Origin of the sequence: Marinitoga sp. 1138 (assembly GCF_013363265.1) — a bacterium.
Lineage (GTDB): Bacteria > Thermotogota > Thermotogae > Petrotogales > Petrotogaceae > Marinitoga > Marinitoga piezophila.
Genome location: NZ_LBFA01000002.1, coordinates 1 through 24,593 on the forward strand (window position 1 = coordinate 1; position 24,593 = coordinate 24,593).

General features: G+C 26.8%; 22 protein-coding genes. 17 read left to right on the forward strand and 5 right to left on the reverse strand.

Annotation, left to right across the window (positions count from 1 at the left end):
* Positions 1-305: 305 nt before the first annotated feature.
* Positions 306-1,256: a hypothetical protein gene (locus XO11_RS01185; protein WP_175418022.1), complete on the reverse strand. Its 951-nt coding sequence runs from the start codon at positions 1,254-1,256 to the stop codon at positions 306-308.
* Positions 1,257-1,268: 12 nt separating this feature from the next.
* A complete protein-coding gene (locus tag XO11_RS01190; protein ID WP_175418023.1) occupies positions 1,269-1,499 on the reverse strand; it encodes a helix-turn-helix domain-containing protein in 231 nt (76 codons plus the stop codon).
* Positions 1,500-1,654: 155 nt separating this feature from the next.
* On the opposite strand from XO11_RS01190, the gene XO11_RS01195 reads away from it, so the two are divergent.
* On the forward strand, positions 1,655-2,773 hold the full coding sequence (locus XO11_RS01195) for a site-specific DNA-methyltransferase (protein ID WP_175418024.1): 1,119 nt from the start codon (positions 1,655-1,657) through the stop codon (positions 2,771-2,773).
* A gap of 394 nt (positions 2,774-3,167) precedes the next feature.
* Here XO11_RS01195 and XO11_RS10695 read toward each other — a convergent pair whose 3' ends face one another.
* Positions 3,168-3,308, reverse strand: a complete 141-nt coding sequence (locus XO11_RS10695) for an IS3 family transposase (RefSeq protein WP_175418062.1) — start codon at positions 3,306-3,308, stop codon at positions 3,168-3,170.
* Positions 3,309-3,644: 336 nt separating this feature from the next.
* Here XO11_RS10695 and XO11_RS01205 point away from each other — a divergent pair, with 336 nt between their 5' ends.
* From XO11_RS01205 to XO11_RS01230, 6 genes are all read left to right on the forward strand, one after another.
* A complete protein-coding gene (locus XO11_RS01205; protein WP_175418025.1) occupies positions 3,645-5,396 on the forward strand; it encodes an AAA family ATPase in 1,752 nt (583 codons plus the stop codon).
* A 68-nt stretch (positions 5,397-5,464) separates the two neighbouring features.
* Positions 5,465-5,899 carry a UPF0158 family protein gene (locus XO11_RS01210; RefSeq protein ID WP_175418026.1) on the forward strand — a complete coding sequence of 145 codons (435 nt, stop codon included), beginning with the start codon at positions 5,465-5,467 and terminating at the stop codon, positions 5,897-5,899.
* Positions 5,900-6,090: 191 nt separating this feature from the next.
* A complete protein-coding gene (locus tag XO11_RS01215) occupies positions 6,091-7,797 on the forward strand; it encodes an AAA family ATPase (protein ID WP_175418027.1) in 1,707 nt (568 codons plus the stop codon).
* Between the two features lie 207 nt (positions 7,798-8,004).
* On the forward strand, positions 8,005-11,286 hold the full coding sequence (locus XO11_RS01220; protein WP_175418028.1) for a PD-(D/E)XK nuclease family protein: 3,282 nt from the start codon (positions 8,005-8,007) through the stop codon (positions 11,284-11,286).
* A 13-nt stretch (positions 11,287-11,299) separates the two neighbouring features.
* Positions 11,300-14,548 carry an exodeoxyribonuclease V subunit beta gene (locus XO11_RS01225; protein ID WP_175418029.1) on the forward strand — a complete coding sequence of 1,083 codons (3,249 nt, stop codon included), beginning with the start codon at positions 11,300-11,302 and terminating at the stop codon, positions 14,546-14,548.
* Positions 14,549-14,637: 89 nt separating this feature from the next.
* Positions 14,638-14,874, forward strand: a complete 237-nt coding sequence (locus XO11_RS01230) for a hypothetical protein (RefSeq protein WP_041638412.1) — start codon at positions 14,638-14,640, stop codon at positions 14,872-14,874.
* Between the two features lie 15 nt (positions 14,875-14,889).
* On the opposite strand, the gene tgt is transcribed toward XO11_RS01230, so the two are convergent.
* A complete protein-coding gene (tgt, locus tag XO11_RS01235) occupies positions 14,890-16,011 on the reverse strand; it encodes a tRNA guanosine(34) transglycosylase Tgt (protein ID WP_014295699.1) in 1,122 nt (373 codons plus the stop codon).
* An 11-nt stretch (positions 16,012-16,022) separates the two neighbouring features.
* On the reverse strand, positions 16,023-16,628 hold the full coding sequence (locus tag XO11_RS01240; protein WP_014295700.1) for a cyclodeaminase/cyclohydrolase family protein: 606 nt from the start codon (positions 16,626-16,628) through the stop codon (positions 16,023-16,025).
* A 132-nt stretch (positions 16,629-16,760) separates the two neighbouring features.
* Here XO11_RS01240 and XO11_RS01245 point away from each other — a divergent pair, with 132 nt between their 5' ends.
* The 10 genes from XO11_RS01245 to XO11_RS01290 are packed head-to-tail and all read left to right on the forward strand — an operon-like array spanning position 16,761 to position 24,567.
* Positions 16,761-17,573 carry a purine-nucleoside phosphorylase gene (locus tag XO11_RS01245; protein ID WP_075780132.1) on the forward strand — a complete coding sequence of 271 codons (813 nt, stop codon included), beginning with the start codon at positions 16,761-16,763 and terminating at the stop codon, positions 17,571-17,573.
* A gap of 9 nt (positions 17,574-17,582) precedes the next feature.
* Positions 17,583-18,560: a bifunctional oligoribonuclease/PAP phosphatase NrnA gene (locus XO11_RS01250; protein WP_014295702.1), complete on the forward strand. Its 978-nt coding sequence runs from the start codon at positions 17,583-17,585 to the stop codon at positions 18,558-18,560.
* Positions 18,557-18,979 carry a Na+/H+ antiporter subunit E gene (locus tag XO11_RS01255; RefSeq protein ID WP_014295703.1) on the forward strand — a complete coding sequence of 141 codons (423 nt, stop codon included), beginning with the start codon at positions 18,557-18,559 and terminating at the stop codon, positions 18,977-18,979. The genes XO11_RS01250 and XO11_RS01255 overlap by 4 nt, the downstream gene beginning before the upstream one ends.
* A gap of 44 nt (positions 18,980-19,023) precedes the next feature.
* Positions 19,024-19,236 (forward strand): monovalent cation/H+ antiporter complex subunit F, encoded by a 213-nt coding sequence (locus tag XO11_RS01260; RefSeq protein WP_148265118.1) that lies wholly within the window; start codon positions 19,024-19,026, stop codon positions 19,234-19,236.
* Positions 19,229-19,510 (forward strand): monovalent cation/H(+) antiporter subunit G, encoded by a 282-nt coding sequence (mnhG, locus tag XO11_RS01265; protein ID WP_014295705.1) that lies wholly within the window; start codon positions 19,229-19,231, stop codon positions 19,508-19,510. The genes XO11_RS01260 and mnhG overlap by 8 nt, the downstream gene beginning before the upstream one ends.
* On the forward strand, positions 19,503-20,240 hold the full coding sequence (locus XO11_RS01270) for a transporter substrate-binding domain-containing protein (protein ID WP_175418030.1): 738 nt from the start codon (positions 19,503-19,505) through the stop codon (positions 20,238-20,240). Before mnhG ends, XO11_RS01270 begins: the two co-directional genes overlap by 8 nt.
* On the forward strand, positions 20,237-20,920 hold the full coding sequence (locus tag XO11_RS01275) for an MnhB domain-containing protein (RefSeq protein WP_014295707.1): 684 nt from the start codon (positions 20,237-20,239) through the stop codon (positions 20,918-20,920). Before XO11_RS01270 ends, XO11_RS01275 begins: the two co-directional genes overlap by 4 nt.
* Positions 20,920-21,258 (forward strand): NADH-quinone oxidoreductase subunit K, encoded by a 339-nt coding sequence (locus tag XO11_RS01280; RefSeq protein ID WP_175418031.1) that lies wholly within the window; start codon positions 20,920-20,922, stop codon positions 21,256-21,258. Before XO11_RS01275 ends, XO11_RS01280 begins: the two co-directional genes overlap by 1 nt.
* Positions 21,258-22,685: a complex I subunit 5 family protein gene (locus XO11_RS01285; protein WP_014295709.1), complete on the forward strand. Its 1,428-nt coding sequence runs from the start codon at positions 21,258-21,260 to the stop codon at positions 22,683-22,685. The genes XO11_RS01280 and XO11_RS01285 overlap by 1 nt, the downstream gene beginning before the upstream one ends.
* Before the next feature lie 28 nt (positions 22,686-22,713).
* Positions 22,714-24,567, forward strand: coding sequence for a PQQ-binding-like beta-propeller repeat protein (locus XO11_RS01290; protein ID WP_014295710.1), 1,854 nt, complete (start codon positions 22,714-22,716; stop codon positions 24,565-24,567).
* Positions 24,568-24,593: the final 26 nt, after the last annotated feature.

The window sequence follows — 24,593 nt, forward strand, 5'->3', positions numbered from 1 at the left end:
CTTGAATTATTAAGAATAAACATCATATTTATTCCTAAACACAAATAATCTCTTATAACCAACTATAATTAATTTACACAGTATTTTGGATAGTCCCAAAATTTTTGATATCTCATTAAAAATTATAACTTTAATATCTTGCTTTTACAAAGTATTGAATTTTCTTGAATTATTAAGAATAAATGTCATATTTATTTCCAAATGCAAATAATTGTTTATAACTAACTATAACCAATTTACACAGTATTTTGGATAGTTCTGAAAGTTTTATAGTTAAATTATCGCTTGATTATACTTATAATTTTCTAATAATATTTTTTTATTTTTTCTTCAAGTTGTTCGCTTAAATGTTTAAAACTTTCGTTTGATTTTTGATCTAGAAAATTTTTTAATTCATTCCAAAAAATCCCTTTTTTGGATATTTCTTGTGCTAATCCAGATTCCCAAATATCTTCAGATAATAAATTTTTAATTTTTTTTGTGAGACTAGGCATTTCATTTTTTGAAATATTATCAAATAACTCGAAATCAATATAACTATCAAAATCAATTTTTTGGATTTCTTCTTCCATTTCTTTTCTTAATTGTTTTATCCAATTTAATAATTCTTCCCAATAGTTTGAAAGATTTAAATAGTCAAAAAATTCTTTTCCATATTTTAAAAGTATTTCATCACTTTTATCGAATATACTTTTTTCTTTCTTTTCATTTATTATACGTTCATAAAAATTTTTATTCTTTTTAAAAGAAGGATCAATAAAAAAAATAATTCCTATTATTTTTTTAGAAGCATTTTCATTTCGTTGTTTAAGAATCTCATATTTATTAAAGAAATTTTCTATTTGTCCTCTTCTTTTAGTAGAATCATGATCATCTCTTATTTTTATTTCTCCAAAGTAAATTTTAGAATTTTTTTCAAAATGAAAATCTAAGTCTTTTTTATTTCTAGTATTTTCAGAAATATCATTTATTTTTCTATTCTTTTTTTCAAAACCTTCATCTTCTAAAATTTTATTTATAACATCTTCTAAAGCATTTCCAAAATCTATTTCTCCTTTTTGAGTTAAAAATTGCATAATCTTCAATTTTGGACTAGTTATCCTGAATTTACTTGAAAATCTTTGCGGTTTGTCTAAAATACTAAATAATAATGTGTAATTTAAATTTTTTACATAATTATTATGATAATTTTCTTTTAAAAGTGAATTATGAAACACATGTTTAAAATAAAATCTTTTAAAATCAGAATAATTCATTAAATTCCCTCCTTATTTATTGTTTTTTTCACCAAATATTATGTAATTTATATCAGCATGAAACACATAACAAATATTAATAAACATTTTAAATGAAGGGTTTCTTCTTCCTGTTTCAATATCACTTATAGTTTTAGGAGAACAACCTAATATTTCAGCTAATTCCTCTTGTGTCATATTTTTCTTTATTCTTTCATGCTTTAATCTACTTAAAATTTCAATATAATTAATACTATTTTTCATTTTCAATCACCCCGCAAAAAATTATATATAAAAAAATGAAAAATCAGAACCGGCAAATAGCCGGATTATTTTTTACTTTTAAAAATTATTTAATCATAATTTTAGATAAAAATGTTATGCTAATAGCAAATAATATTTTTGAAAGGAATGATAAAATGAAAAAAGATATTATAATAAATGGTGATGCATTAATGGAATTAAAAAAAATACCAGATGAATCCATAGATATGATATTTGCCGATCCACCTTATTGGATGAGAATTGATAAAAACAAGAGATTGATTCGCACCGAAGGATATGAATTTAATGGAGTTACTGATGAGTGGGATAATCAGTTTGATACATTAGAAGATTATGAAAAATTTACATTCAATTGGTTAAAAGAAGCAAAAAGAATATTGAAAAAAAATGGTTCTATTTGGGTTATTGGAGGAATGCAATGTATATATACAATTGGTGCGATAATGCAAAAATTAGGTTTTTGGTTCATTAATGATGTAATTTGGTGGAAAAAGAATCCAACTCCAAATTTTAGGGGAACAAGATTAACTAATAGTCATGAAACACTTATTTGGGCAGTAAAGTCGAAAGAAAGTAAATATACATTTAACTATAAAACAGCTAAGCATTTAAATACGGATACTGTAAGTGATTTTGAGTATAATAATGGTATTAGAAAACAATTAGGGTCAGTATGGAGAATTGGAATAGCCCAAGGAAATGAAAGACTAAAAGATGAAAATGGAAAAAAATTACATTCGACACAAAAACCCGAAGAATTACTATATAGAATAATAGCTATTAGTACAAAATTAGGAGATTTAATATTAGATCCATTTGGAGGCACAATGACTACTGCTGCAGTTGCAAAAAAAATGGGAAGACATTACATAATGATAGAAAAAGATGAAAAATATTGTAAATACGGCGAGAAAAGATTAGGATGCATATTACCAATGATCGGAGATATTGAAAAAGCTATTTTTGATAAGAAGGAACCTAGGATATACCTTAAAGATCTAATAAAATCAAAAAAATTAATTGTTGGAGAAAAATTGTACTTTAAAAAAGACAAAGATAAATACGTTATTTTAACCAAAGACGGAAAAGTTGATTTATTAAATGGGGAATTACTAGATATGCACTCAGCAGCTGCAAAATTTATTAATGGTAAAGCACATAGATTGAATGGATATAAATATTGGTATGTTATAAGAAATAATAATATGATTAGCATAGACGAAATAAGAAATGAATACAAAAACTCTTTATAAATCGAAACTTTCAGAACTATCCAAAATACTGTGTAAATTAATTATAGTTGGTTATAAGAGATTATTTATATTTAGGAATAAATATGATGTTTATTCTTAATAATTCAAGAAAATTCAATACTTTGTGAAATCAAAATATTAGAGTTATAATTTTTAATGAGATATTAAAAATTGTTTGAATAATTTTTTTAATAATCTTTTTGTTTTTTAAGAAGCTAATTTTTGAGTTTTCACTCCTTTTGCACAATTTAGTGCAATCTTTTAAGAAATATTCACTTTTCAAAGTTTAATATATACAGAATTTTGAATTTTCTTTTTAATCGTTTGTTCTGTAAATAGGCACTCTATCATCTGAACAGCCCCTTGTCAAGTAGACAGGTAAATTAATTAAAAATTAAGCGATATGAAGTGCTTGATTCCGATACTCAGTTGGAGTCAGGCACTTTAATCTTTTTTGGAAACGTTTTTCGTTGTAAAAGGTTATATCTTCAACATCATTCCAATTTTTGATTTCATTCTCTTCTCTTTTATATATTGTTTTATAAAAATTCTATTCAGATTGTCAAGAACCTGTTTATTTTTCCCTTTTCTTTTCCTTTCCTTGGTATTGTTATCGTTATCTCCACATATTGTTTTTCCTATTTACATATTTTTTATTATACTATCTTTATATAGCAAAAAAAGATTGAAATGTTTAACTTTAATTGAGTATTTGAAATAAGCACTTTAAATTGTTTAGTTTTTAATTAATTTACTTGTTTATTTGGCATAAGGTTGTTCATAAAACTCGGAAGGGCTTTTTATAATTTTAGTATGGTATAATTTTAATATAGCAAAGAAAATCCATAATACTTTTTAAGAGGTGGGGTAAATGAAAAAGAAAATACCATATGGAGAACAAAATTTTGAAAGATTAAGAAAAGATAATTATTATTATATAGATAGAACAGAATATATAAAAAAATTAGAAAATTTAGATGAAAAATATATAGTCTTTTTAAGACCAAGAAAGTTTGGAAAAACATTGTTTTTAGATACACTTGGAAAATATTATGATATTAATTATAAAAACAAATTTGAAGAATTATTTGGAGATTTATATATCGGCAAAAATCCAACACCATTAAAAAATGAATATTACATATTATATATGGATTTCTCAGGAATACAAACAGAAAACAAGGATATATTAATAAAAAGTTTTAAAAATAATGTAATAGCTTCACTTGTAGATTTCAATAATAGATATGATTTAGAATTAACAATAAAAGAAGAATATAGTGAACCAGCAGATATAATAAGAGCTTTTTTAACTGATACGAAAGATATTTTAGACAAACCAATATATTTATTAATAGATGAATATGACCATTTTGCCAATGAATTATTGAGTTTTAATCTTGACTTGTTTAGAGATAGCGTAACAAAACATGGATTTGTAAGGAAATTCTATGAAGAAATCAAAAAAGGAACAAAAACAATAATAAAAAGAATATTCATGACAGGGGTAAGCCCTATTATGCTTGACTCATTAACCAGTGGATTTAATATTACAATGAATATAACCTTAGAAAAAGAATTTAATAGAATGCTTGGATTTACAAAAGAAGAGGTAATTGAATTATTAAAATATTATGAAATATATTCAGATAAATTACTTAAAGAAATGGAAGAAAATTATAATGGCTATAAGTTCAATCCAGATGCAAAAGAAACAGTATATAACCCTGATATGGTATTTTATTTCATAATAAAATATCAAAGGGGGAAAAAACCACCGGAAAAAATAATAGACGACAACATATTAAGTGATTATAAAAAAGTACAAAACCTATTTGATTTAGGGGAATTACTAGGAGTAGCGATAGAAAATAATAAAGATTTGTCAAAAGAAGAAAAAGAAAAAGAAAGCTCAAAAAGGATAATAGGGAATCTATTAAATGAAATACTATTAACAGGAAGAACGGAATTAACAGAATTAACCACCATATTCAATCCTGGAAAAAGGATAGACATAAAAGACATAAAATCATTATTATTCTATCTTGGATTTATGACATTTGAAAAAGAAGGGATAATAACATATTTAAAAATACCCAATTATTCAATGAGAAAGATATTCTCAGATTATTTCACAGAATATATAGAAGAAAAATTAACAGATATAATAGACACCGGTAAAATAGAAGATGCAATAATAAGTCTATTATCAGAAGGAACAATAGAACCATTTGTAAAAGAGATAGAAAATATATTAAAGAAGCTGGATAACAGAATATTTATGGGATTTGATGAAAAATATATAAAAATACTAATGTATAGTTATTTAGTATTAACCTCATTAGCAATGGTAAAAATGGAATATCCAGTAGAAGGTGGATATGTGGATATAGCAATATTCAAAAGATATGAAGAAGTGCCATATGAAGCAATAATAGAAGTAAAATACATAAAACAGAACGAATATACCGAAAGTAAATTCAAGGAAAAAATCGTTCAGGCGAGAGAACAGATAGAAAGATACAAAAAGTCATATGAATTAAATTCAAAAAACGGAAGAATGAAAAAATTCATAATAATTTTTGTTGGAAAAGAAGCTAAGTTGGTTGAAGTGGTGGAATAAAAGAATGTAAAATATAGTAAAAAAAGGGGGATATTATTAAAGTTAATATAAATGATCTTATTGGAGAAATGGAAATTCAAATGGCGGAAACAACTACATATTATAACAAAAAAAATGGAGAATTTATTATGATTGAAGACGAATATCTTCAAGATGCTGAGGATGATTATGATAATATATATTCAAAAGCCGATGAATGGGAAAAGGAACAGTTAAAATTGGCAGAGGATATATTAAGTCATCCGGAAAATTATATTCCAATACCATCACAATATGACATTCATGAATATATGATCATGAAAAAGTTTTCTATTTATATGGTTGATGACGAAACTTCTGAAATATTATTAAATGCAATTAGGGGTAGAGGAGCATTTAGAAGATTTAAAGATGAAATTTTTAGATTAGGTCTAAGAGAAAAATGGTTCGATTATAAAACAGAAAAATATAAAGAAATCGCTATAGAATGGTGTGAAAAACACGGAATAGAATATGAGGAATGAAAAATAAAATTTAACATAAAAGTGAATTTGTAAAATGGATAGATTTATATATTCGTGGGAATTTATGTATGTTGGTTATAAACAAATAACAAAAAAATATTTAATTAAAAATTAAAAATCCCCTTCCGACAAAGCACGGAAGGGATTTTTATAATTTTAGTATGGTATAATAACACCGTGGGGGTGAAAGAATGGAAAAATTGAAGAAACTTCCTCTCGGAAAAAGCGATTTTAAAAGTTTAATAGAAAACAATATGTATTTTGTGGATAAAAGCATGCTTATAAAAGATATATTAGAAGGTGGAGATGTAATATTAATCACTCGACCAAGAAGATTTGGAAAAACATTAAATATGAGCATGTTAGAGCATTTCTTTTCAATGAAGGAAAATAGTAAGGATTTATTTAAAGATTTAAAAATCTGGAATGAAAAGGAAATAATAGAAAGGTATTTAAATAAATATCCTGTTATATTTATAACCTTTAAAGACACAAAAAAAGATAAATTACTTTCAATGAAAATAGAAGTAAAAGCATTAATAAGAAAGATATATTCAGAACATCTATATTTACTGGAAAGCGATAAATTAAATATACTGGAAAAAAGATATATAAAACAATTGTTAGAATTAGAGGAAATTCCAGGAAAAACAGATGAAGAGAAAGATGCAAAAGAAGATACAATATTTGAATCATCATTAAAAAATCTAACAGAATTTATTTACAAGCATCATGGTAAAAAGGTAATATTATTAATAGACGAATACGACACACCAATACAACAATCATATCTAAATGGATATTACAATGAATTCATAAACTTCATAGGAAATATACTTGGAAGCGCATTAAAAGATAATGAGTATTTAGAAAAAGCAGTATTAACAGGAATAACAAGAGTGGCAAAAGAAAGCATATTTACAGGTGTGAATAATCTTCAAGTATCAACGGTATTAAGTGAATTATTCAATGACAAATTCGGACTAACAAAAGAAGAATTACATGAAGCATTGAAATATTATGGAATGGAATATGAAGAAGAAAAGATAATAGAATGGTATAATGGATTTAATTTTGGAGGATTGGAAATATATAATCCATATTCAATAATGAATTTATTATATGAAAAGAAAATAAAGAATTATTGGATAAACACCAGCGGGAATAAATTAATAAAGGATTTAATAGCAAAAGGAACAGCAGAAATAAAAGCAAAGATGTATGATTTAATAGAAGGTGGAACAGTAACAACAACAATAAATGAAAATTTGGTATATGGAGATTTAAATGTCAATGTAGAAGAAAGCGTATGGACATTATTTCTATTTACTGGATATTTAACCTGGATAGATAAAAAAGGAGATGAAGAAAATCCAGAATATACATTGAGAATAACAAACAAAGAGACAAAAGGCTTCTTTGAAAGAACAGTGGTGAATATATTAGAAGAAAATAGAATAGATTATAAGAGTATAATCTGGTTGCTAACAAATAATAAGAAAAAAAAGTTTGAAGAGGAATTTAAAAAGATAGTAGAAGGAACATTAAGTTATTTTGATGTAAGCGGAGAAGAACCGGAAAGATTTTACCATGGACTTATATTGGGAATGAGTGTGGGATTACAAAGAGAATATATAATAAAAAGCAATAGAGAATCAGGATACGGAAGAGCAGATTTAATACTGATTCCAAAAGAGAAAAGCAAGCCAGGAATAATATTTGAATTCAAAAAATTAGATATAGACGAAGATAAAAACTTAAAAGAATGTGCAGAAAAAGGAATGAAACAAATAGAAGAAAAGAATTATGAAGCAGAAATCAAGAGTTATGGAATAGAAAAAATAATAAAAGTTGCGATTGCCTTTGATAAGAAAGAGGTTGAGATTGTAATTAAATAAGAATTCTATAAAAGATTTATTATATCTCCCTTCCGACAAAACTCGGAAGGGATTTTTATAATTTTAGTATGGTATAATTTTAATATAGCAAAAAAAATTCATAATAATCTTTGTTGGAAAAGAAGCTAAGTTTGTTGAGGAAGTGAAATAATAAAATTAATGAAAATCAGGATAATATAAAAAATTCTATAAAAACGGGGGAATGATATGAAAGAGTTGAAGTTAATTAATTTAAATAAAAATCACTTTGATGAAATTGCTGAGTTTATATTGCCTTTATATGAGAAAGATCCTATGAATTTTCTCTTTTTAGGACCTTCTGGTGATTATGTAAAGCAAATTGCAGAAAGTGTTGCAAGAAAAGTTGATAAGACTATCAATAGAGATGCATTTAGGGTTATAAATCAATATGCTGTTGAGATGTTTAGAAGATATGAGCCAACTTCCCTTTTTATAGACAGAGATTTTTTAAAAGCCTATATCGCCAAGGAATTAGAAGATTTAATTGAAAAAGAAAAAAATAATATAGAGTTTAGAAAATATGTAAAAACACTTGCAAAATCAAAACAGGCCATTGAATATTTGCTTGAAATCTTCGAAAAGAAATGGGAAATATCTAGAATTGAAGATGAAAAACTTATTGAAAATCATCCGTTGTATTCAGAAATAGATAAAGATATGGAAAGTGATAATAATCTCTTTAAACTGTATAAACATCTTGAAGAAAAATTAGAAGATATCTTAAATACAACTTTTGACGATTCAAAAAACAATGGGAAAAATTATGATCAGATTAGTATTTATAAATGGTTCTATAAGGAATTGCCTGAAATTGAAAAAAAACTTGGAAAAACACTTGTTATAAGTGGATTTTTTGATATTCCTCCAATATTAAATAAAGTATTAAAAACATTGTTTAATCTGTTTGATAATGTAATCTTTTTTGCGTGGAATCCTATTGATGATGAGTCGTTTGAAAGTCTTGAAAATATTCTTTATTTCCTGAAAAATGAAGGTTTTTCTGGAAATTATAAAAAGGAAAGTTTAAAGGAATTATTTTTAAATACAACTTTTCAAAAGGGCGTGTTTAAGAATACTGTTCTTGAAATTGAAAATATTGCAAAAGAAATAAAAAGAAAAATAATATACGAGAATTATCAACCTGATGATTTCGGAATAATTGTTCCAGATTCACAAACTGCCAATGCATTTGCAGAATTTTTTGAAGAATTAAAGGTTCCATATAGATTAAAAAACGATATGCCACTTTCAGAAAGTGTAATGGTATCTAAATTATTATTGCCATTAAAAACAAAATATTCCGGTTATGAGGTTGAAGATTTGCTTGCATTAATAGAAGCAGGTTATGGCGGAGAACGTTCATTATCAATTGATGAAATAGAATCGCTTTTAAAAACATTAAACCTTTATTATGACTTTCCAAAAGCAACTTTGAAATCGAGAAAAGAAAAGTGGTTGAGTGTTGTTTCAAAGCGTCTTAAAGAAATAGATAAAGAATTAATTGATTCCGATGAAAAAGAAAGATTGGAATTACAGAGAGCCGAATTGGAAGAATTAGAGAAGATACTTGAAACATTGTTTGATTTACTGGAAGAAATAGATAAAAACGATTTTGAGCTTACATATTATAGGGAACTTTTAAATACATGGATTAAAGAAGGAAGAATAAAAGTAGAAAATATTGATAAGGTTGAAAGTGAATTAAATGCATTGTATAAATTTCATGAACTGCTGCTTACATTAGAAAAAAATCTGGAACATTTAATACCTGGAAAAATAAAACTTTCAAAGTTCTATAATATTCTTTCCAGTTTAATAGAAACGGAAAAATACAGAATTTCAGAAAGATATTCCAATACAGTGGAAATATTTTCACTTAATGATTCCAGGTTTGTACATAAAAAGTATAAAATATTTGTTTCATTTACGGATATGAATTATCCTTCTGTACATATAAATCCGTTATTATCTTCTATTACAAAAGAAAATAATTACTCAAAAATTTCTGAATTGCAATTTAGGGAAAATATGTATATTTCAATGCTTTTTGCTGATAATGTGATATTTACATATCCAAAAGCCACGTTATCTGGAGAGGAAATTCTTGGTTCTTCATATGAAAAGGATTTTGAAAAATTATTTGAAATTAGAGAGTATCCTTTTGCTATAAAAAGCGAAGAGATTATTCCTGAAAACACGGACGAAATTTATTCTCTTGAACAGGCAGCTCTGTATTTTACCTATAATAATTTAAAATCCAATCTTGATGAAATTAATGAAGTTATTTCAGAAATTGAAAAATTAAAAGAGAAAAGGGATAATTATAATTGGGTATTAGATACCAAATATCCTATTGGGGATATCAGTCATAATAAGATATCCACATATGTTGATTGCCCATTTAAATATTATCTGAAATATATAGCAAGAATAGGGGCAAATAAGGACTTTTCTATTTTCTATGTAGGTAATTTAAAGCATAAGATAATGAAGAAATTATTTGATAAGTATCCAACATATAATTCCATTTATAGCCTTATTGGAGACGAAGAAAAATTATATGAAGAAATTAAAAGTATTGCTTATGAAGAATGGGATAATTCAGGTGTAGATGAATTGAAATCGTATAAGATTGTAAAAGAAGTGGAGATTGAGGATATATCACAGGATTTGATCTTTACGATAAAAAGATTGATAGAGTCTTATATTTATTTTAAAAATTCAAAGATTAAAGACGAACAAAAGAAGAGGGTAAAATACAAAAAAGTATTGAAAAGTGAATTTCCTGTTTCCGGTAAATATGAAAATTATGATCTTTTTGCAAGGATTGATAGAATCGATATTCTTGAAGAAGATGTGATTTTTGATATTGACAAGTCAAAGAATGAATTGATTCCTGTTGGTAAAGAAGAAAAGGAAGCATATTCAATAATAGATTATAAAAATAGTAAAAGTTTCCAAAGTGAACAATTATTATTTTATTATTATATATTATTAAGCAATTCTGATTGGAAAGAAAAATTAAAAGAAAAATCCGTATTTTTGAGCTTCCTTCCAATGAAAGAAAAGGATTTTAATAAAACTGACGCTTTAATATGGATTAAAATAAAAAATGACGATTTGTATATAAAATATTCTGGAAATTCAAATTCATATAATCAAATATCACTAAAAGAATTTGAAAGCTGGTTTAATGAAGTGGTAGATGCCATTAAAAATTCAGAATTTTATCCTGTTTTTATTAATGATGATGAAAAACTAAAATTTAGATTTTTAGATTATTTAAAATCAAAAGGATACAATGTGAGAAATAGTAATGAAAAATATTATGCATGTAAAGGTAATGATAATCCTAACGGATTATCAATAAAATGTGAGTATTATTCATTATGTAAGATTATGGGATTTGGAAAATATATTAATTTAAAAAATAGAGATCACTTAAAAGCTAAACGTAAATCTAAATAATGAGGTGAAGAAAATGCCTGAAGTTTTAAATATAGAAGAAATGAAAAAGAATCTTGATAAAAATTATTTTATTTCAGCTTCTGCAGGTACTGGAAAAACATATACTATAACTCAATATTATGTTGCCATACTGGAAAAATACGAAAAAGAAAATAATCCAGATATTGTTCAAAATATTCTTGCTGTTACCTTTACCAATAAAGCGGCTGGAGAAATGAAAGAAAGGATTTTGGAGGAGATTGATAAAAAGTTAGATAAAGGAAAAAATTATAAATATTGGCGTCAGATAAAAACAAATCTCAATAGTGCATGGATAATGACAATAGACAGTTTCTGCTCGAGAATATTGAGAGAAAATAATATAGCAATAGGTGTTGATCCAAATTTTACAATAATCAATGAATTAAGAATGGGAATTGAAATAGAAAAATCTGTCTATAATACATTGAAAATAATATTTTCGATATATGAAGATATTATAGAAGACAAAGAATCAAATATTGAAGAAATTACATTCTTTTTATCGCCTGAACGAAGAGAGACAGTGAAAAAAATTATAAATGAGTTAATTCAAAATAAAGAAAATTTCATTGTTGCATTGAAGTTTATACTTCAGGAGCTAAAAATCGATACATTTAAGGAAGTTTTATTGGATACATTAAGAAATTGGCGAACTGAAATGAAAATGAGTCAAATTCCTGAATATGATTTACCTAATCCTGATTATAATAAGGTATTATGGCTCTTTAAAAATGCTGTTTTAATAGCGCAGGAAATATATAACTTATATACAGAAGATCAATTTCAATTTGATTTTAAAGGTGTATTAGCCAAAACGTTGGAAACACTTGAAGATGAAAATATAAAAGAAAAGTATCAGCATAAATTTAAATATATAATAGTCGATGAGTATCAGGATACCAATTTCCTTCAAAAAGCATTATTTGATAAGATTCATACAGATGAAAATTATATCTTTTATGTTGGAGACAGGAAACAATCAATATATAGATTTAGAGGTGCAGATGTTTCTGTATTTGCAGTTACAGAAAATGAATTTGAAGAAAACAGTAAATTTCAATTAAGGGTTAATAGACGTTCAAATGCAGAAATTGTTGAGTTTGCCAATAAAATTTCAAAAAATGTGCTGTTTAGTGATGAATTGCTTGGAGTATATGAAAATGTAAAGGATATATATGGAGATATATATAAAAATTTGCTATTTAGTGATGACAAAGATTATTCTGAATATGAAGCAAGAGATGAAAATGATATTATTCCTTCAATTTCAAAAGATGGAACAGATAAAAGAAGAATAAAATATGTAACGTACATAAAACCAAAGAAAAATGATAAAAAGTCAGATGAAGAAAAGAATATTGAATATGAAACAATTGCCAGAACTATTCAATCATTAATTGGTAAAAAAATGAAATTTAGAAAAAGAGAAAATGGGAAAATTATTTTTGAAGAAAGAGAAATAAAATATAGCGATATTGCTGTATTATTGAGAGAATTAAAAATTTCAGAAGATAAAATAAGAAAATCATTTAAAAAATATAATATTCCTTTTTATATTCTTGGAAGTAAATCATTTTATGATAAAAACGAAATTCAGACCATATTTTCTGCATTAAATGCCGTTCAAAATCCTCGTAATGACTTCAATTTTTCAGCATATATGATGTCATTAATTGGTGGTATGACATTTGAAAGATTAAATGAGTTCATAGAAATAAAAAAAGGAAATAAGGAAAAATATAGTTCATTATATGAAGTAGTAAGCAATAATAAAGATAAACTATCTCCTGAAGAATTAAAAGCATTTGAAGTTCTGGAAAGATATGTGAAATTAAAATACTATTTAAAACCAACACATATTTTAAAACAATTTATTTCAGAAACAAATTATTTATCAAAATTAACACTGATGTCTGATGCACATTATGCAATAGCAAATGTAAAAAAACTTATCAATGAAGCTGAACAATATAACACACTTGCTGTTTCATTTGCGGAATTAATAAAATTATTAAAAAAGACATCGGAAGTTTCAGAAAGCGAAGCAGCTATAGAAGATGAAAAACAAAATGTTGTAAAAGTATTAACAATCCACAAGTCAAAAGGCCTTGAATTTCCTATTGTAATACTTGGTGGCCTTGGTAAAGAGCTAAATTTAAATTCAGAAGAAGAAACAGGTGAAAATGTCAGTTTAAGTAAGGAAGAAACGGAATTTTCATTGCCAGAAGACAATGTAAGATATTTTATTCTAAAAAAATTATTCCTCAAGACAGTTAAAAATATAGAACTTCCTTTAACAGATAAAGAAAAAATTAATGTGGAACTTGGAGAAGGTTTTTCAAAAAAGTTTGATATTAATAAATTTCTTGAAGATACTGAAGTTTTAAGGTTAATGTATGTTGCAATAACAAGGCCAAAAGAAATGTTAATTCCTATAATTCCTATTGTTCAGGAAAATAAAACAAAAAAGAAAAAAGATGAAAATGATGATGGAAAGTATAAATATGTAGCCGATTTGTTTATGCATTTTCAATACGAAGACAAGCGAGATATTATTGCATTAGAAGAGCTTGAAAATAATGAAATATCTGTAAATGAAGAAGTTTCTGAAAAATCGCGTGATATAAAAGAGAAACAACTAAGTGATTTAACAGGATTTGCATATAAAAAATATATAGCACCAACATATATAATCAATGAATTAAAAAAGGAAGAAACAACAGATGATTTAACAGAAGAAGGATATATAAAAATCACAGCAGATGATTTCTTTTCTGATGAAGAAAGTATATTAAAAGGAACGGAATTACACAATTTAATGGAAAGTGTTGGTAATTTCAGTCAAATATTGAATTTAATCGAAACTGGAGAGCTTCCAGAGGAATTGAATAATGCGTTAATTGAAAGATTATTTTCTGCTAAAAGGTTCAAAACTGAATGGCGACTTGTGAAAAGGTTGTTGATTGATAATAAAGAGTATATGATTTTTGGTGTTCCAGATAGGGTAATATTTGATGAAGAAAATAATATTGAAATTCTGGACTATAAATATTCAGAATTGAACAATTCTGAAAAAATAGAAGATTATAAATTCCAATTGCAATTTTATATGTATCTTTTAAAAGACTTTGGAAATCCGTTAAAAGGATATATTATAAGCTTGAAAAATGGAAAAATAATTGAGGTTGAATACAACAAAAACTTTGAAGAAGAGTTAAAAAAGAAGATATCCATGTTATAATAAAGGAGCCAGAGTTTATTGATGACGGAAGATATTTTAAAGTTATTATTTATAAGATAATAGAAAATAAAGAAGCTTTTGAAAATACAGTGCCGGAAAGTGCCGGAAAATTGCCGGAAAGTGCCGGAAAATTGCCGGAAATAAACGAGGATATATTAAAATTTTTAAATGAACATGGGAAAATCACAAGGAGTGATGTTGAAAAAATCCTTAATATAAAAGAAAGACAGGCGCGTAATATTTTAAAAGAATATGTTGAAAAAGGATTACTTAAAAGAAATGGCAGCGGAAAAAATACATATTATACAATTAATCCCCACTCGTAATGAGTGGGGATTGTATTAATAAACATTATTTGGATTTGATAAAAATTCTTCTTTAAATTCGAGAAATCTATCTTCTTCTATAGCTTTTCGTACCTCTTTTACAAAATTAATAAGGAATCTAAGGTTATGAATACTCAATAATATCTTACCAAGTATTTCATCTTTTCTTATGAGGTGGTGAATATAACCTCTTGTATGGTTTTGACATGCATAACAATCACATTTGTTGTCTATTGGTTCAGTTGAATATTTCCATTTTCCTGCTTTTAAATTCACCTTTCCTTCCCAGGTCATAGCAGTTCCATGCCTTCCCATTCTTGTTGGAAGAACACAATCAAACATGTCCATGCCATTTTCAACAGACATTAATATTATTAAAGGTGTTCCAATTCCCATTATATATCGAGGCTTATCTTCAGGTAATTTTGGTCCTGAATGTTTTAATATTCTTTCGGTTTCAGAATAATGTTCTCCAACAGACAATCCTCCAAGTGCAAAACCGTCAAAATCAATTGAAGTAATCTGTTTTAAGCTTCTATCCCTTAAATCTTCATGGAATCCACCCTGAACTATTCCAAATAAAGCCTGGTCTTTTTTAGTATGAGCTTTATATGAACGCTTAGCCCATTCAAAAGTCCTATCTACTGATTCTTCAACATATTTTCTTTCAGCACCAGCTTCCACGCATTCATCAAAAGCCATGGCAATATTTGAACCTATTGTCATTTGAATTTCCATAGATAATTCAGGAGTCATCATAATTTTCGAACCATCAAGCGGTGATCTAAATAGCACCCCTTCGTCAGAAATCTTTCTATCTCGTAAAGAAAATACCTGAAATCCTCCACTATCAGTTAATATTGGCCTATCCCAATTCATAAATTTATGTAATCCACCAGCATTTTTAAGCACTTCTAATCCCGGTCTCAAAAATAAATGAAAAGCATTTCCAAGTATTATCTCTGCTTCAATATCTTTTAAATCTGAGTTTTTTAAGGCTTTTACTGTTCCGTTAGTTCCAACAGGCATAAATACTGGTGTTTCAATTATCCCATTTGGTGTATATATTCTTCCTCTTCGTGCATTACTGTGTTTATCTTTGTGTAATAATTCATATTTTAAAGGTCCTTCAAGCATCAAAAATCCTCCTATAATTTAATATTTTTCTCTTCAAATAATTCTCTAATTTTCTTTACTAATCCATCAGTTTCAGCAGTAAATTCATTGATATCTTCAATCAATTCTTTTTTATATTCTTCATCTGATAAATATTGTATATTATCTTTTACCAGGATTAGACCTGATTGTAACGTAGCCCAGGCATAATATCCTGTTATGATAGCATCTGAAAGTAAATTTTGGTTTCCATATTTTGCAATATTGTATGAATTATTTAAAATTTCATAGCCGCATTTTGCAATTTTATAAGCTGTTTCTATACCATTTCGTACAGCAATATTTATTTTTTCTTTATCCTTTGATTTAAAGGCATCTTTTATCCCTTGATATGCATTCATATCTTCTTCAGCAAGTTCAATAAGCCTTTCTTTGCATTTTAAAAAGTTTTCCAGAGATTTTTCAATAATTGGTTGAAAATCTTCAAGTCCTTTTTTCTTTAATGAATATTTTGACACCATTATTCCCAACGATGCAGCAATTGCTCCGCAAACGCCAGCCATTGCTCCTCCGCCAGGTGTAGGAGTTTTGGCGCTTAAATCATCAAGAAACTCTATTATTTTTTTTTCATTTAACATAATTTCACCTCCATAATGGAATGTTTTCTAATAGTATTATATCAAAAATAAATTTTTATATAGTAAAATCGCCATATTTTTGTGATAAAATTTAAGTAAAGACTAAAACGAATATGAAAGGGAGGAATTTATATGTATAAGAAAATTCAGGAAGCAGCAGAATATATTAAATCAAAATCAGATATTAAACCGGTAATTGGATTAATTTTAGGATCTGGATTAGGATATATCGCTGACGAAATTGAAGATCCTATTATTATTGATTATAAGGATATTCCGCATTTTCCACAGTCTACAGTAAAGGGTCATGCAGGAAAAATGGTTATTGGCATGTTAGAAGGGAAACCTGTTATCACTTTAAAAGGAAGATTTCATGCATATGAAGGTCATGAGTTAAGTAAATTGGTATTTCCAATTTATGTTTTTAAAGAACTAGGCGTTGAAGGACTTGTATTAACTAATGCCGCAGGTGGAGTTAATAGAACATATAATCCTGGAGATATTGTAGCTAATACAAGTTTTATAAATTTCACATTTAAGAATCCATTAATTGGTCCAAATATTGACGAAATGGGTCCAAGATTTCCATCAATGGCAACACCAATTGATAGAAAATGGCTTGATAAAATTGAAAAAGGTGCTGAAGAAAAGAAAATAAAGATTCAGGAAGGAACATATTGCTGGATGTTAGGTCCATCTTATGAATCACCTGCAGAAATAAAGATGCTTGAAAAATTAGAAGGTGATCTTGTTGGTATGTCAACAATGCCGGAAATTATTGCTGCAAATCATTGTGGCATAAAGGCCGTTGCTTTTTCTGCAGTAACTAATATGGCAGCAGGTATTTTGCCTCAGCCACTTAATCATAAGGAAGTTATGGAAGTTGCTGAAAGAATAAAACATAAATTTGCTAAAGTTGTAAAAATAGCAATTAAAACGTTTTGAGGTGATTGGATGTTGAGAAATATAGAAGCTATAGTTGGTGAAATAGAAAAAGCAAAAAATATTCTTGTTGTTGGACATATTATGCCAGATGGTGATGATATATCATCAGTATTATCAATGGTTATTGCTTTGGAAAGATTAGGAAAGAATGTAAGAGGGGTTATTGATTATGAAATCCCAGCGTATCTTGAAGAATTTCCAGGAGTTAAGGATAAAATAAAATCGTATGATTGTATAAAAGAATTTCCAGCTGAATTAATTATTTCAGTGGATGCTTCTTCGCCTGACAGAATAGGTAGGGTCTATGACCATTTTAAGTTTGCAAGAAGTATAGTAATTGATCATCATGCAACTAATACATATTTTGGAAATATTAATTGGGTTGAAATGTATGGTGCAACTGCACAGATGGTTATGAGAATAAATAAAATGTTAGGTGTTGAGTATGATAAAGAATTGGCAACTGCAAATTTATTAGGAATTGCTACAGACACAGGATTTTTTAAATACTCAAATACTGATGCAACAGTTTTTGAAGATGTTGCATGGCTTGTTGGAAAAGGTGGAGATATTGCATTTATAAGTAATATGATTCTTGAAAATAGACCTCTTGAACATATACTTTTATATAAAGATTTCCTTGATGTAATGAAATTGGATTATAACAATACAATTGCATATTCACATATTACATTGGATATGTTAAAAAAATATGATATTAAACCAAAGGATTCACCATCATTTGTTGGGGATTTAAGATCCATAAAAGGCGTAGAAGTAGCTATTACATTTACCGAAGCTGAAGAAAATGAGTTTCATGTTAGTATGAGATCAAAATCATGGTTTGATGTTTCAAAAGTTGCTGTACATTTTGGTGGCGGTGGCCACCCAAGAGCTGCTGGGTTTAGTATAAATACAGATAATATTGAAAAAACTGAACAAGAGGTTATTGATACAATAAAAAAATTAATGGAGAGTTATAAATGATATACTTATTTATATTATTTCTCTGGTTAGGGTTTATAGGATCATTAAATGATATATCCATATCTCTTGGAATAATTATTTCTATTGCTGTTGTGAAAATTTCTGAATATTTTCTAAAAGAAGAAATTAAAGGAGTTGTAGAATTATTTATATCAGCCATTGGCAGAATTATTCAGATGTATAAAACAACATTTAAGATGTTACCTTTTCTAATAAAAAAAAGTTATACTGGGCTTGTTCCAGTAGATGTAAATAATAAAACTGATTCTGAGAAAGCTGCTATAGCAAATTGCATTACCCTAACACCAGGAACAATGTTTATTTTTGAAGAGAATAATCATTTAATAATCCATAAAGTTGATAAATCACCCGATGAAGCACACAATCCAAACAATGTATGGAAGGGTGAATTGTTTTGATATTTATAATTCTGGATATATTAATTTTAATTTCTTTGATATTAATGATAATAAAACTTATACTCGGTCCCACAGCGTGGGATCGAGTTTTAGCATTTGCTTCAATGTCATCTAAAATTTCTATATTATCTATTGTTTATGCAATAAATAAACAGTTTTATGTAATGATTGATATAATTATAATCTTTCTGGTATTAAATTTATGGGGAGTTGTAATTATCTCAAGGTTTCTTGAACGGAGTGGAAAAAATGATTAGCAATATATTGCTTATTGTTGGCGGGATATTAATATTATTGGGAAGTATAGGAATGCTAAACCAAAAAGATTTATATACGCGAATTCAATTTGCAGGTATTGCAGATACTGTAGGAACTTTTACAGTACTAATAGGTTTTGCTTTAAAGTATCAGGACGAAATATTCCGTTTTTTAATTATAAGTATTTTAATATTATTAATAGGTCCCGTATTATCTCATGCAATTGCTCACAGTGCTGCACAAAATAAGGTTAAGGTGAGAGATAATGATTGAAATTGTACTTTTGACTTCTTTACTAATTCTTGCAATTATGATGTTTTTTGTGAAAAAATATATTAAAGCAATCCTGATATATGCATCATTTGGAACGATTTTATCGGGTGTTTTTTTTGTTTTTAATGCACCTGATGTTGCTGCAGTTCAAATGACTATAGGTTCTGCATTTATAATCTTTGTCTATATTATCGCAATAAAAACAAGGTCTAAAATTAGAGTTGGGTATATAGAAGCACCGTATTTAATTGAAGAAATTGATGGAAAACTAACGGGTTTTGAAAAGGAACTTATTGAAAATTTCTCTGAAAATTCTTTTTTTGATGTAGAATATGTAAAGATGGATAAAAATAATCTTTTGGACAATATAAAAAAAGAACGCCTGGATATGATAATTGGCGGAATAAGTATTGAAAATCCCAAAAAATTAAAATTATTGTTTTCCAAAGAATATCTTCCAACAAAATTATTTATAGTCAATGAAGAAATACCAGAAGAATTTAAAATGCTTTTTTCAGATTTTGAAAATAAAAATTTGATGGATTACTTAAGATTAAAAGCTTATTTGAGAAAAGAGAAAAATATTTCTCCAGAAGAATATAAAAGCTCAGGTTATATAGCACTATTTCCAAAAAATAATAAAGCGTTAAAGGATGAATTTAACAGGTTTTTAAAAGGTTTCTTATCTTCAAAAGAATATGAAAATATAATCCGGAGGAATCTGGGATGAAAAAATTATTTCTTTCTTTATTATCACTTGGCTTATTCTTTTATATTTTAATAGTTGAAGTTCCTCATGAGTTTATAAAAAATCAATATTATGGAATTAACGTTTTAAATGAAAACGGATCTTTGAATATTGTGTCTGCAATAGTTTTAGATTATAGATTTTATGATACTTTCTTTGAAATTCTTGTTTTTACAGTTACTATAATTGGAATTTCATATTTTATGAAATTCTTTGGAAAAAGTGAATATGAATTTTCCGAACCATCTGTTGTGTTAAAAGTCTTTTCACCTGTTATGTTTCCAATAACACTTCTTCTTGGTTTTTATAATACATTTACAGGTCATTTATACCCTGGTGGAGGATTTAATTCTGGAATTATTTTAGGAACAGGCGTTCTTTCATTGGCATTGGTAAAAAAATATGAGGATATTGAAGAAGTATTTGAAAAATCTCATATTGAAGAAATAAAAGTCTTAGTGCCGCTTTTTATAATTATATATGCAGTAATTGGAAAGATTTTTTTTGGTGAATATTTTATAAACTTTTTCCCAAAATTTGAACCAGGTTCGCTTTTCAGTGGTGGAAGTGCTATAATGTTAAATTCTTTTATTGCTTTTGAGGTTTTTGGTGGCTCCTGGACAATATTATATCAGTTTATAAAACATAGGGGGCTGTTATAATGAGTTATGTATACATAATATTCTCATTTATAATAATCATTTTAGGATTATTGGGAATTATTATAAAAAAAGACTTAATAATTAAATTATTTTTTTTAAGTATCTTTCAATCTGGTGTTTTGTTGTTTTTTACCTTTGTAGCCTATGATGAAAATATACCTATAATATCTCAGCAAATTAGGGAAAATTTCTCAGATCCGTTAATACATTCGTTTTTATTAACTGTTATTGTTATTGGTTTTGCCACAATCTCACTTTCTCTTGTTTATATTATGATACTTGCAGAAAAATTTAAAACTCATAATGTTGAAATTATAGAAGAGGAGTTAGAAAAATAATGGCTATTTTATTGATTTTATTTCCTGTATCAATGGGAATTATAGCATATCTTTCCAGACATCACCATCAAAAAATTGGTTATATAACCTATGCTTTTCTTATTACATTAAATACGTATTTAATGTTCTTTGGAAAAGAAGAAAGAATATTTCCAGGTGGTTGGAATAGATTTAACGGAATAGAAATCTATTTTCCGAGAGAAATGTATGTTGTTGCCTTCTTTTTCAATATTATGATGTTTATAATATATTGGCGTTCAGCAAGACGTCATGATAATATCTTTACGGCACTCTGGCTTATTATAAATGGTACGCTCATTGGTATATTAACCTCAGAAGATTTTTTTAATACATATGTTCATTTAGAATTAATTTCAATATCTTCATTTTTGCTAATTGGAATAGGAAGAAATGAAAGAAGGATATGGGCAAGTTTAAAATATATGTTTTTGAGTTATATTGGATTAACCTTTTATTTAATAGGAGTTGGTCTAATATATGCACAAACTGGAAGCTTGAATTTACATATAGCATTTTCAAAAGAACCAAATCCTTTAGCTGTTTCACTTATTGTTACTGGATTGTTAGTTAAAAGCGGTATGATTTTTTTATCTGCATGGTTACCAACAGCACATTCTGAAGCTTCTTCTGAAATTTCCGCGGTTTTATCAGGTTACATTGCACCAATTGGAACTTATGTAATATATTCTTTTGCTTTATATGACGGATTTTATAATGAAATAAAAGAAATTTTATTAATTTATGGTTTTATTTCTTTAATTATTGGTGGTATTTTAGCTTTTCTGGAAAATGATGCCAAAAGGATACTTGCATATTCGACGATATCTCAAATGGGATTAGCAATGATAATTATAGCTGAAAAGAAAGAACTTTTTATTCCGTTTTTTATTATGCATATGATATATAAATCTTTAGCTTTTTACAATGTTGGAAGAATTTATGAAAAAACGCATATTCGTAGTATAATATTATTGAGAGATGTAAATAATTACGATATAAATAAAATGCTGGCTATATTCAGTATTTTTGGTTTATCAGGAATTTTTCCATCACATGGATTTTTTGTAAAAGAAAGTATAGGTATCCATGGGGATTTAAAGATATTATTGTATATATCAGCATTTACAACAGCGATGTATTCAATAAAAATAATAAATGCTTTAAAACTATCAAAAAAAATATATTATTCAACTATATTAATTTCTATTATTCCATTAATTGGAATTGTTGAATATCATTTTACCAAACTTGATTTAATTATTTCCATTACAGCTTTAATAGTTTCACTTGCTGTTTCCAATTTGAAAACGAAATCATTATCTATTAAATTAAATTATCTGGAAAACTCTTTGATATTGCAGATTTTTTCAATTGTTATTGGTTATTATATAATAAAATTAATATAAAGTGAGGGAGAGAAAGGAGGAAGTTTATGTGAAAAAGTTTTTTGTATTGTTTTTGACTATGGTATTTATGGGGATGGGGTATGGAGCATTACTAAAGTCTGTTGATGGAAATACTGTTACAACAGAAATCATTGAAATAAAAGATGGCGTTGTAAAAATGAAAGTTTTTAATCAGATAATGACAGTAATGCTTGATAATGTTTTATATATTTCTTTTGATGAAAAAACAACGTCTGATTATGGAGTAATTGTTGATGATAAGATTTTTGAAGGTAAATTAACTTCTTATGCATCTGGAACAGCTAATATTCAAATGAATATTGGTGAATTAATATTAAACGATGTTTCAAAGCTAAAGTTTGTAAATGTTGCACATCCAGAGGTTCCAGATGTTGAATGGACAAGAAAAGAACAGCCCACTAACTTTGAAATAACATTAGGGGATAATTATACTGAAATTAAAGGTAATATATTTGAAGCTAAAGATAATCAATTGTTTTTGAATATTCCTGTTTTAGGGCAAGGTGCTCTTGATTTATCAGTAATAAAAAGTATTTCATATCCGAAATATGAATTTAAAAAACCATATACTCTAAAACTTTATAATGGTTATGAATTTAAATATGAAAAACTCATAAAAAAGGTAAATGATTATTATTTCTTTGATGTTGGCTATGGAACTTTGAGTTTATTAAATAATGCTATTTACGGATTTTCTGGAGGTATGGAAAAACCTGAAAGCAAATATACATATTTTGTATTGCAAAATGGAATGAAATTTTTTGGAGATATTACAGGTAGTGATGAAGCAAATATAAATGTAACAAGCATTTTTGGAGAACATACAATTTCAAAGGATTCAATTTTAACCTATGCAAAAATTCCTGACGAAAATACAATGGTTGTTCTTTCAAAGGATGGAATATTATATGGAAATTATACAAAAGAAAACAGAAAAATCTCATTTAAACCGCAGAACAAAAGCGATATAGATTTAATAGATGTTGTTTCAGAAAAAACTACAGAAAACGTTTTGAAAAATCCTGAAATAAATTGGGATCTAAAAAGCAATGTAATAGGTAAAGCTATAGCTTTAAGTAAATATAATCTTCTTGCTTATGGAAATGACAAAATGGTTATGATTGTATCAGATATAACCAATGAAGGTTTTGATAGTTACAATCACGATAATAAAATCACGGCACTTGCTTTTGATGATGAAGATCAGTTATTATATTCTGGTGATGAAAAAGGTATATTAAATGTTTATAATCTTACTACAAAGAAGATTGATTATACCTTTAATTTTAAAAACGGCATAACCTATTTAACAGCGAAAAATAAAATGGTATATGTAGCTTTAAAAAATGGCAATTTATATGTAATTACCGGAACAGAGAAAAAGCTCCTTGTTGATTTAAAAGAAGAAATAACAAAAGTTAGTGTAAATGACAGAGCTATCTATATTTCAACATTAGATGGTATGGTTTCTAAAATTGATAAATTTAATGGTAAGTTAATCTGGAAGGTTAAATTCAATAATACAATTACAGATATCTTATTGTTAAAAAATGACAAATATCTTATTGCAGCAGAATTTGATGGAAAAATTTCTATAATAAATATTGAAGATGGAAATGTTTTAACTTCCTTTAAATCATTTGAAGGTGTGTATAACGTTTCACCATCTCTTTTGAAAAAATATTTTATTGTTTCCGGTAAAGGCGGTAATGTGGAAATATGGAATAGTGTAAATTTGAATAAAGTTTATAGTTTTAACTTAAAATACGATATAAAATATGCTTTAGTTGATAAAACAGGAGATGTGATTTTCTTACTTGGAAAGGATTCTGTAAAATCAATGAAAATATTTCAATATTAAAAATAGCTCCCGTCAGGGAGCTATTT

What these genes read in the sequence shown, in the direction of transcription:
- XO11_RS01255 (WP_014295703.1), top strand. Translation starts at nt 18,557, where the DNA reads ATGATATACTTATTTATATTATTTCTCTGGTTAGGGTTTATAGGATCA.
- XO11_RS01285 (WP_014295709.1), top strand. Translation starts at nt 21,258, where the DNA reads ATGGCTATTTTATTGATTTTATTTCCTGTATCAATGGGAATTATAGCA.
- XO11_RS01210 (WP_175418026.1), top strand. Translation starts at nt 5,465, where the DNA reads ATGGAAATTCAAATGGCGGAAACAACTACATATTATAACAAAAAAAAT.
- XO11_RS01270 (WP_175418030.1), top strand. Translation starts at nt 19,503, where the DNA reads ATGATTGAAATTGTACTTTTGACTTCTTTACTAATTCTTGCAATTATG.
- mnhG (WP_014295705.1), top strand. Translation starts at nt 19,229, where the DNA reads ATGATTAGCAATATATTGCTTATTGTTGGCGGGATATTAATATTATTG.
- XO11_RS01195 (WP_175418024.1), top strand. Translation starts at nt 1,655, where the DNA reads ATGAAAAAAGATATTATAATAAATGGTGATGCATTAATGGAATTAAAA.
- XO11_RS01280 (WP_175418031.1), top strand. Translation starts at nt 20,920, where the DNA reads ATGAGTTATGTATACATAATATTCTCATTTATAATAATCATTTTAGGA.
- XO11_RS01185 (WP_175418022.1), bottom strand. Translation starts at nt 1,256, where the DNA reads ATGAATTATTCTGATTTTAAAAGATTTTATTTTAAACATGTGTTTCAT.
- XO11_RS01190 (WP_175418023.1), bottom strand. Translation starts at nt 1,499, where the DNA reads ATGAAAAATAGTATTAATTATATTGAAATTTTAAGTAGATTAAAGCAT.
- XO11_RS01225 (WP_175418029.1), top strand. Translation starts at nt 11,300, where the DNA reads ATGCCTGAAGTTTTAAATATAGAAGAAATGAAAAAGAATCTTGATAAA.
- tgt (WP_014295699.1), bottom strand. Translation starts at nt 16,011, where the DNA reads ATGCTTGAAGGACCTTTAAAATATGAATTATTACACAAAGATAAACAC.
- XO11_RS01245 (WP_075780132.1), top strand. Translation starts at nt 16,761, where the DNA reads ATGTATAAGAAAATTCAGGAAGCAGCAGAATATATTAAATCAAAATCA.
- XO11_RS01215 (WP_175418027.1), top strand. Translation starts at nt 6,091, where the DNA reads ATGGAAAAATTGAAGAAACTTCCTCTCGGAAAAAGCGATTTTAAAAGT.
- XO11_RS01220 (WP_175418028.1), top strand. Translation starts at nt 8,005, where the DNA reads ATGAAAGAGTTGAAGTTAATTAATTTAAATAAAAATCACTTTGATGAA.
- XO11_RS01250 (WP_014295702.1), top strand. Translation starts at nt 17,583, where the DNA reads ATGTTGAGAAATATAGAAGCTATAGTTGGTGAAATAGAAAAAGCAAAA.
- XO11_RS01240 (WP_014295700.1), bottom strand. Translation starts at nt 16,628, where the DNA reads ATGTTAAATGAAAAAAAAATAATAGAGTTTCTTGATGATTTAAGCGCC.
- XO11_RS01205 (WP_175418025.1), top strand. Translation starts at nt 3,645, where the DNA reads ATGAAAAAGAAAATACCATATGGAGAACAAAATTTTGAAAGATTAAGA.
- XO11_RS01260 (WP_148265118.1), top strand. Translation starts at nt 19,024, where the DNA reads ATGATAATAAAACTTATACTCGGTCCCACAGCGTGGGATCGAGTTTTA.
- XO11_RS01275 (WP_014295707.1), top strand. Translation starts at nt 20,237, where the DNA reads ATGAAAAAATTATTTCTTTCTTTATTATCACTTGGCTTATTCTTTTAT.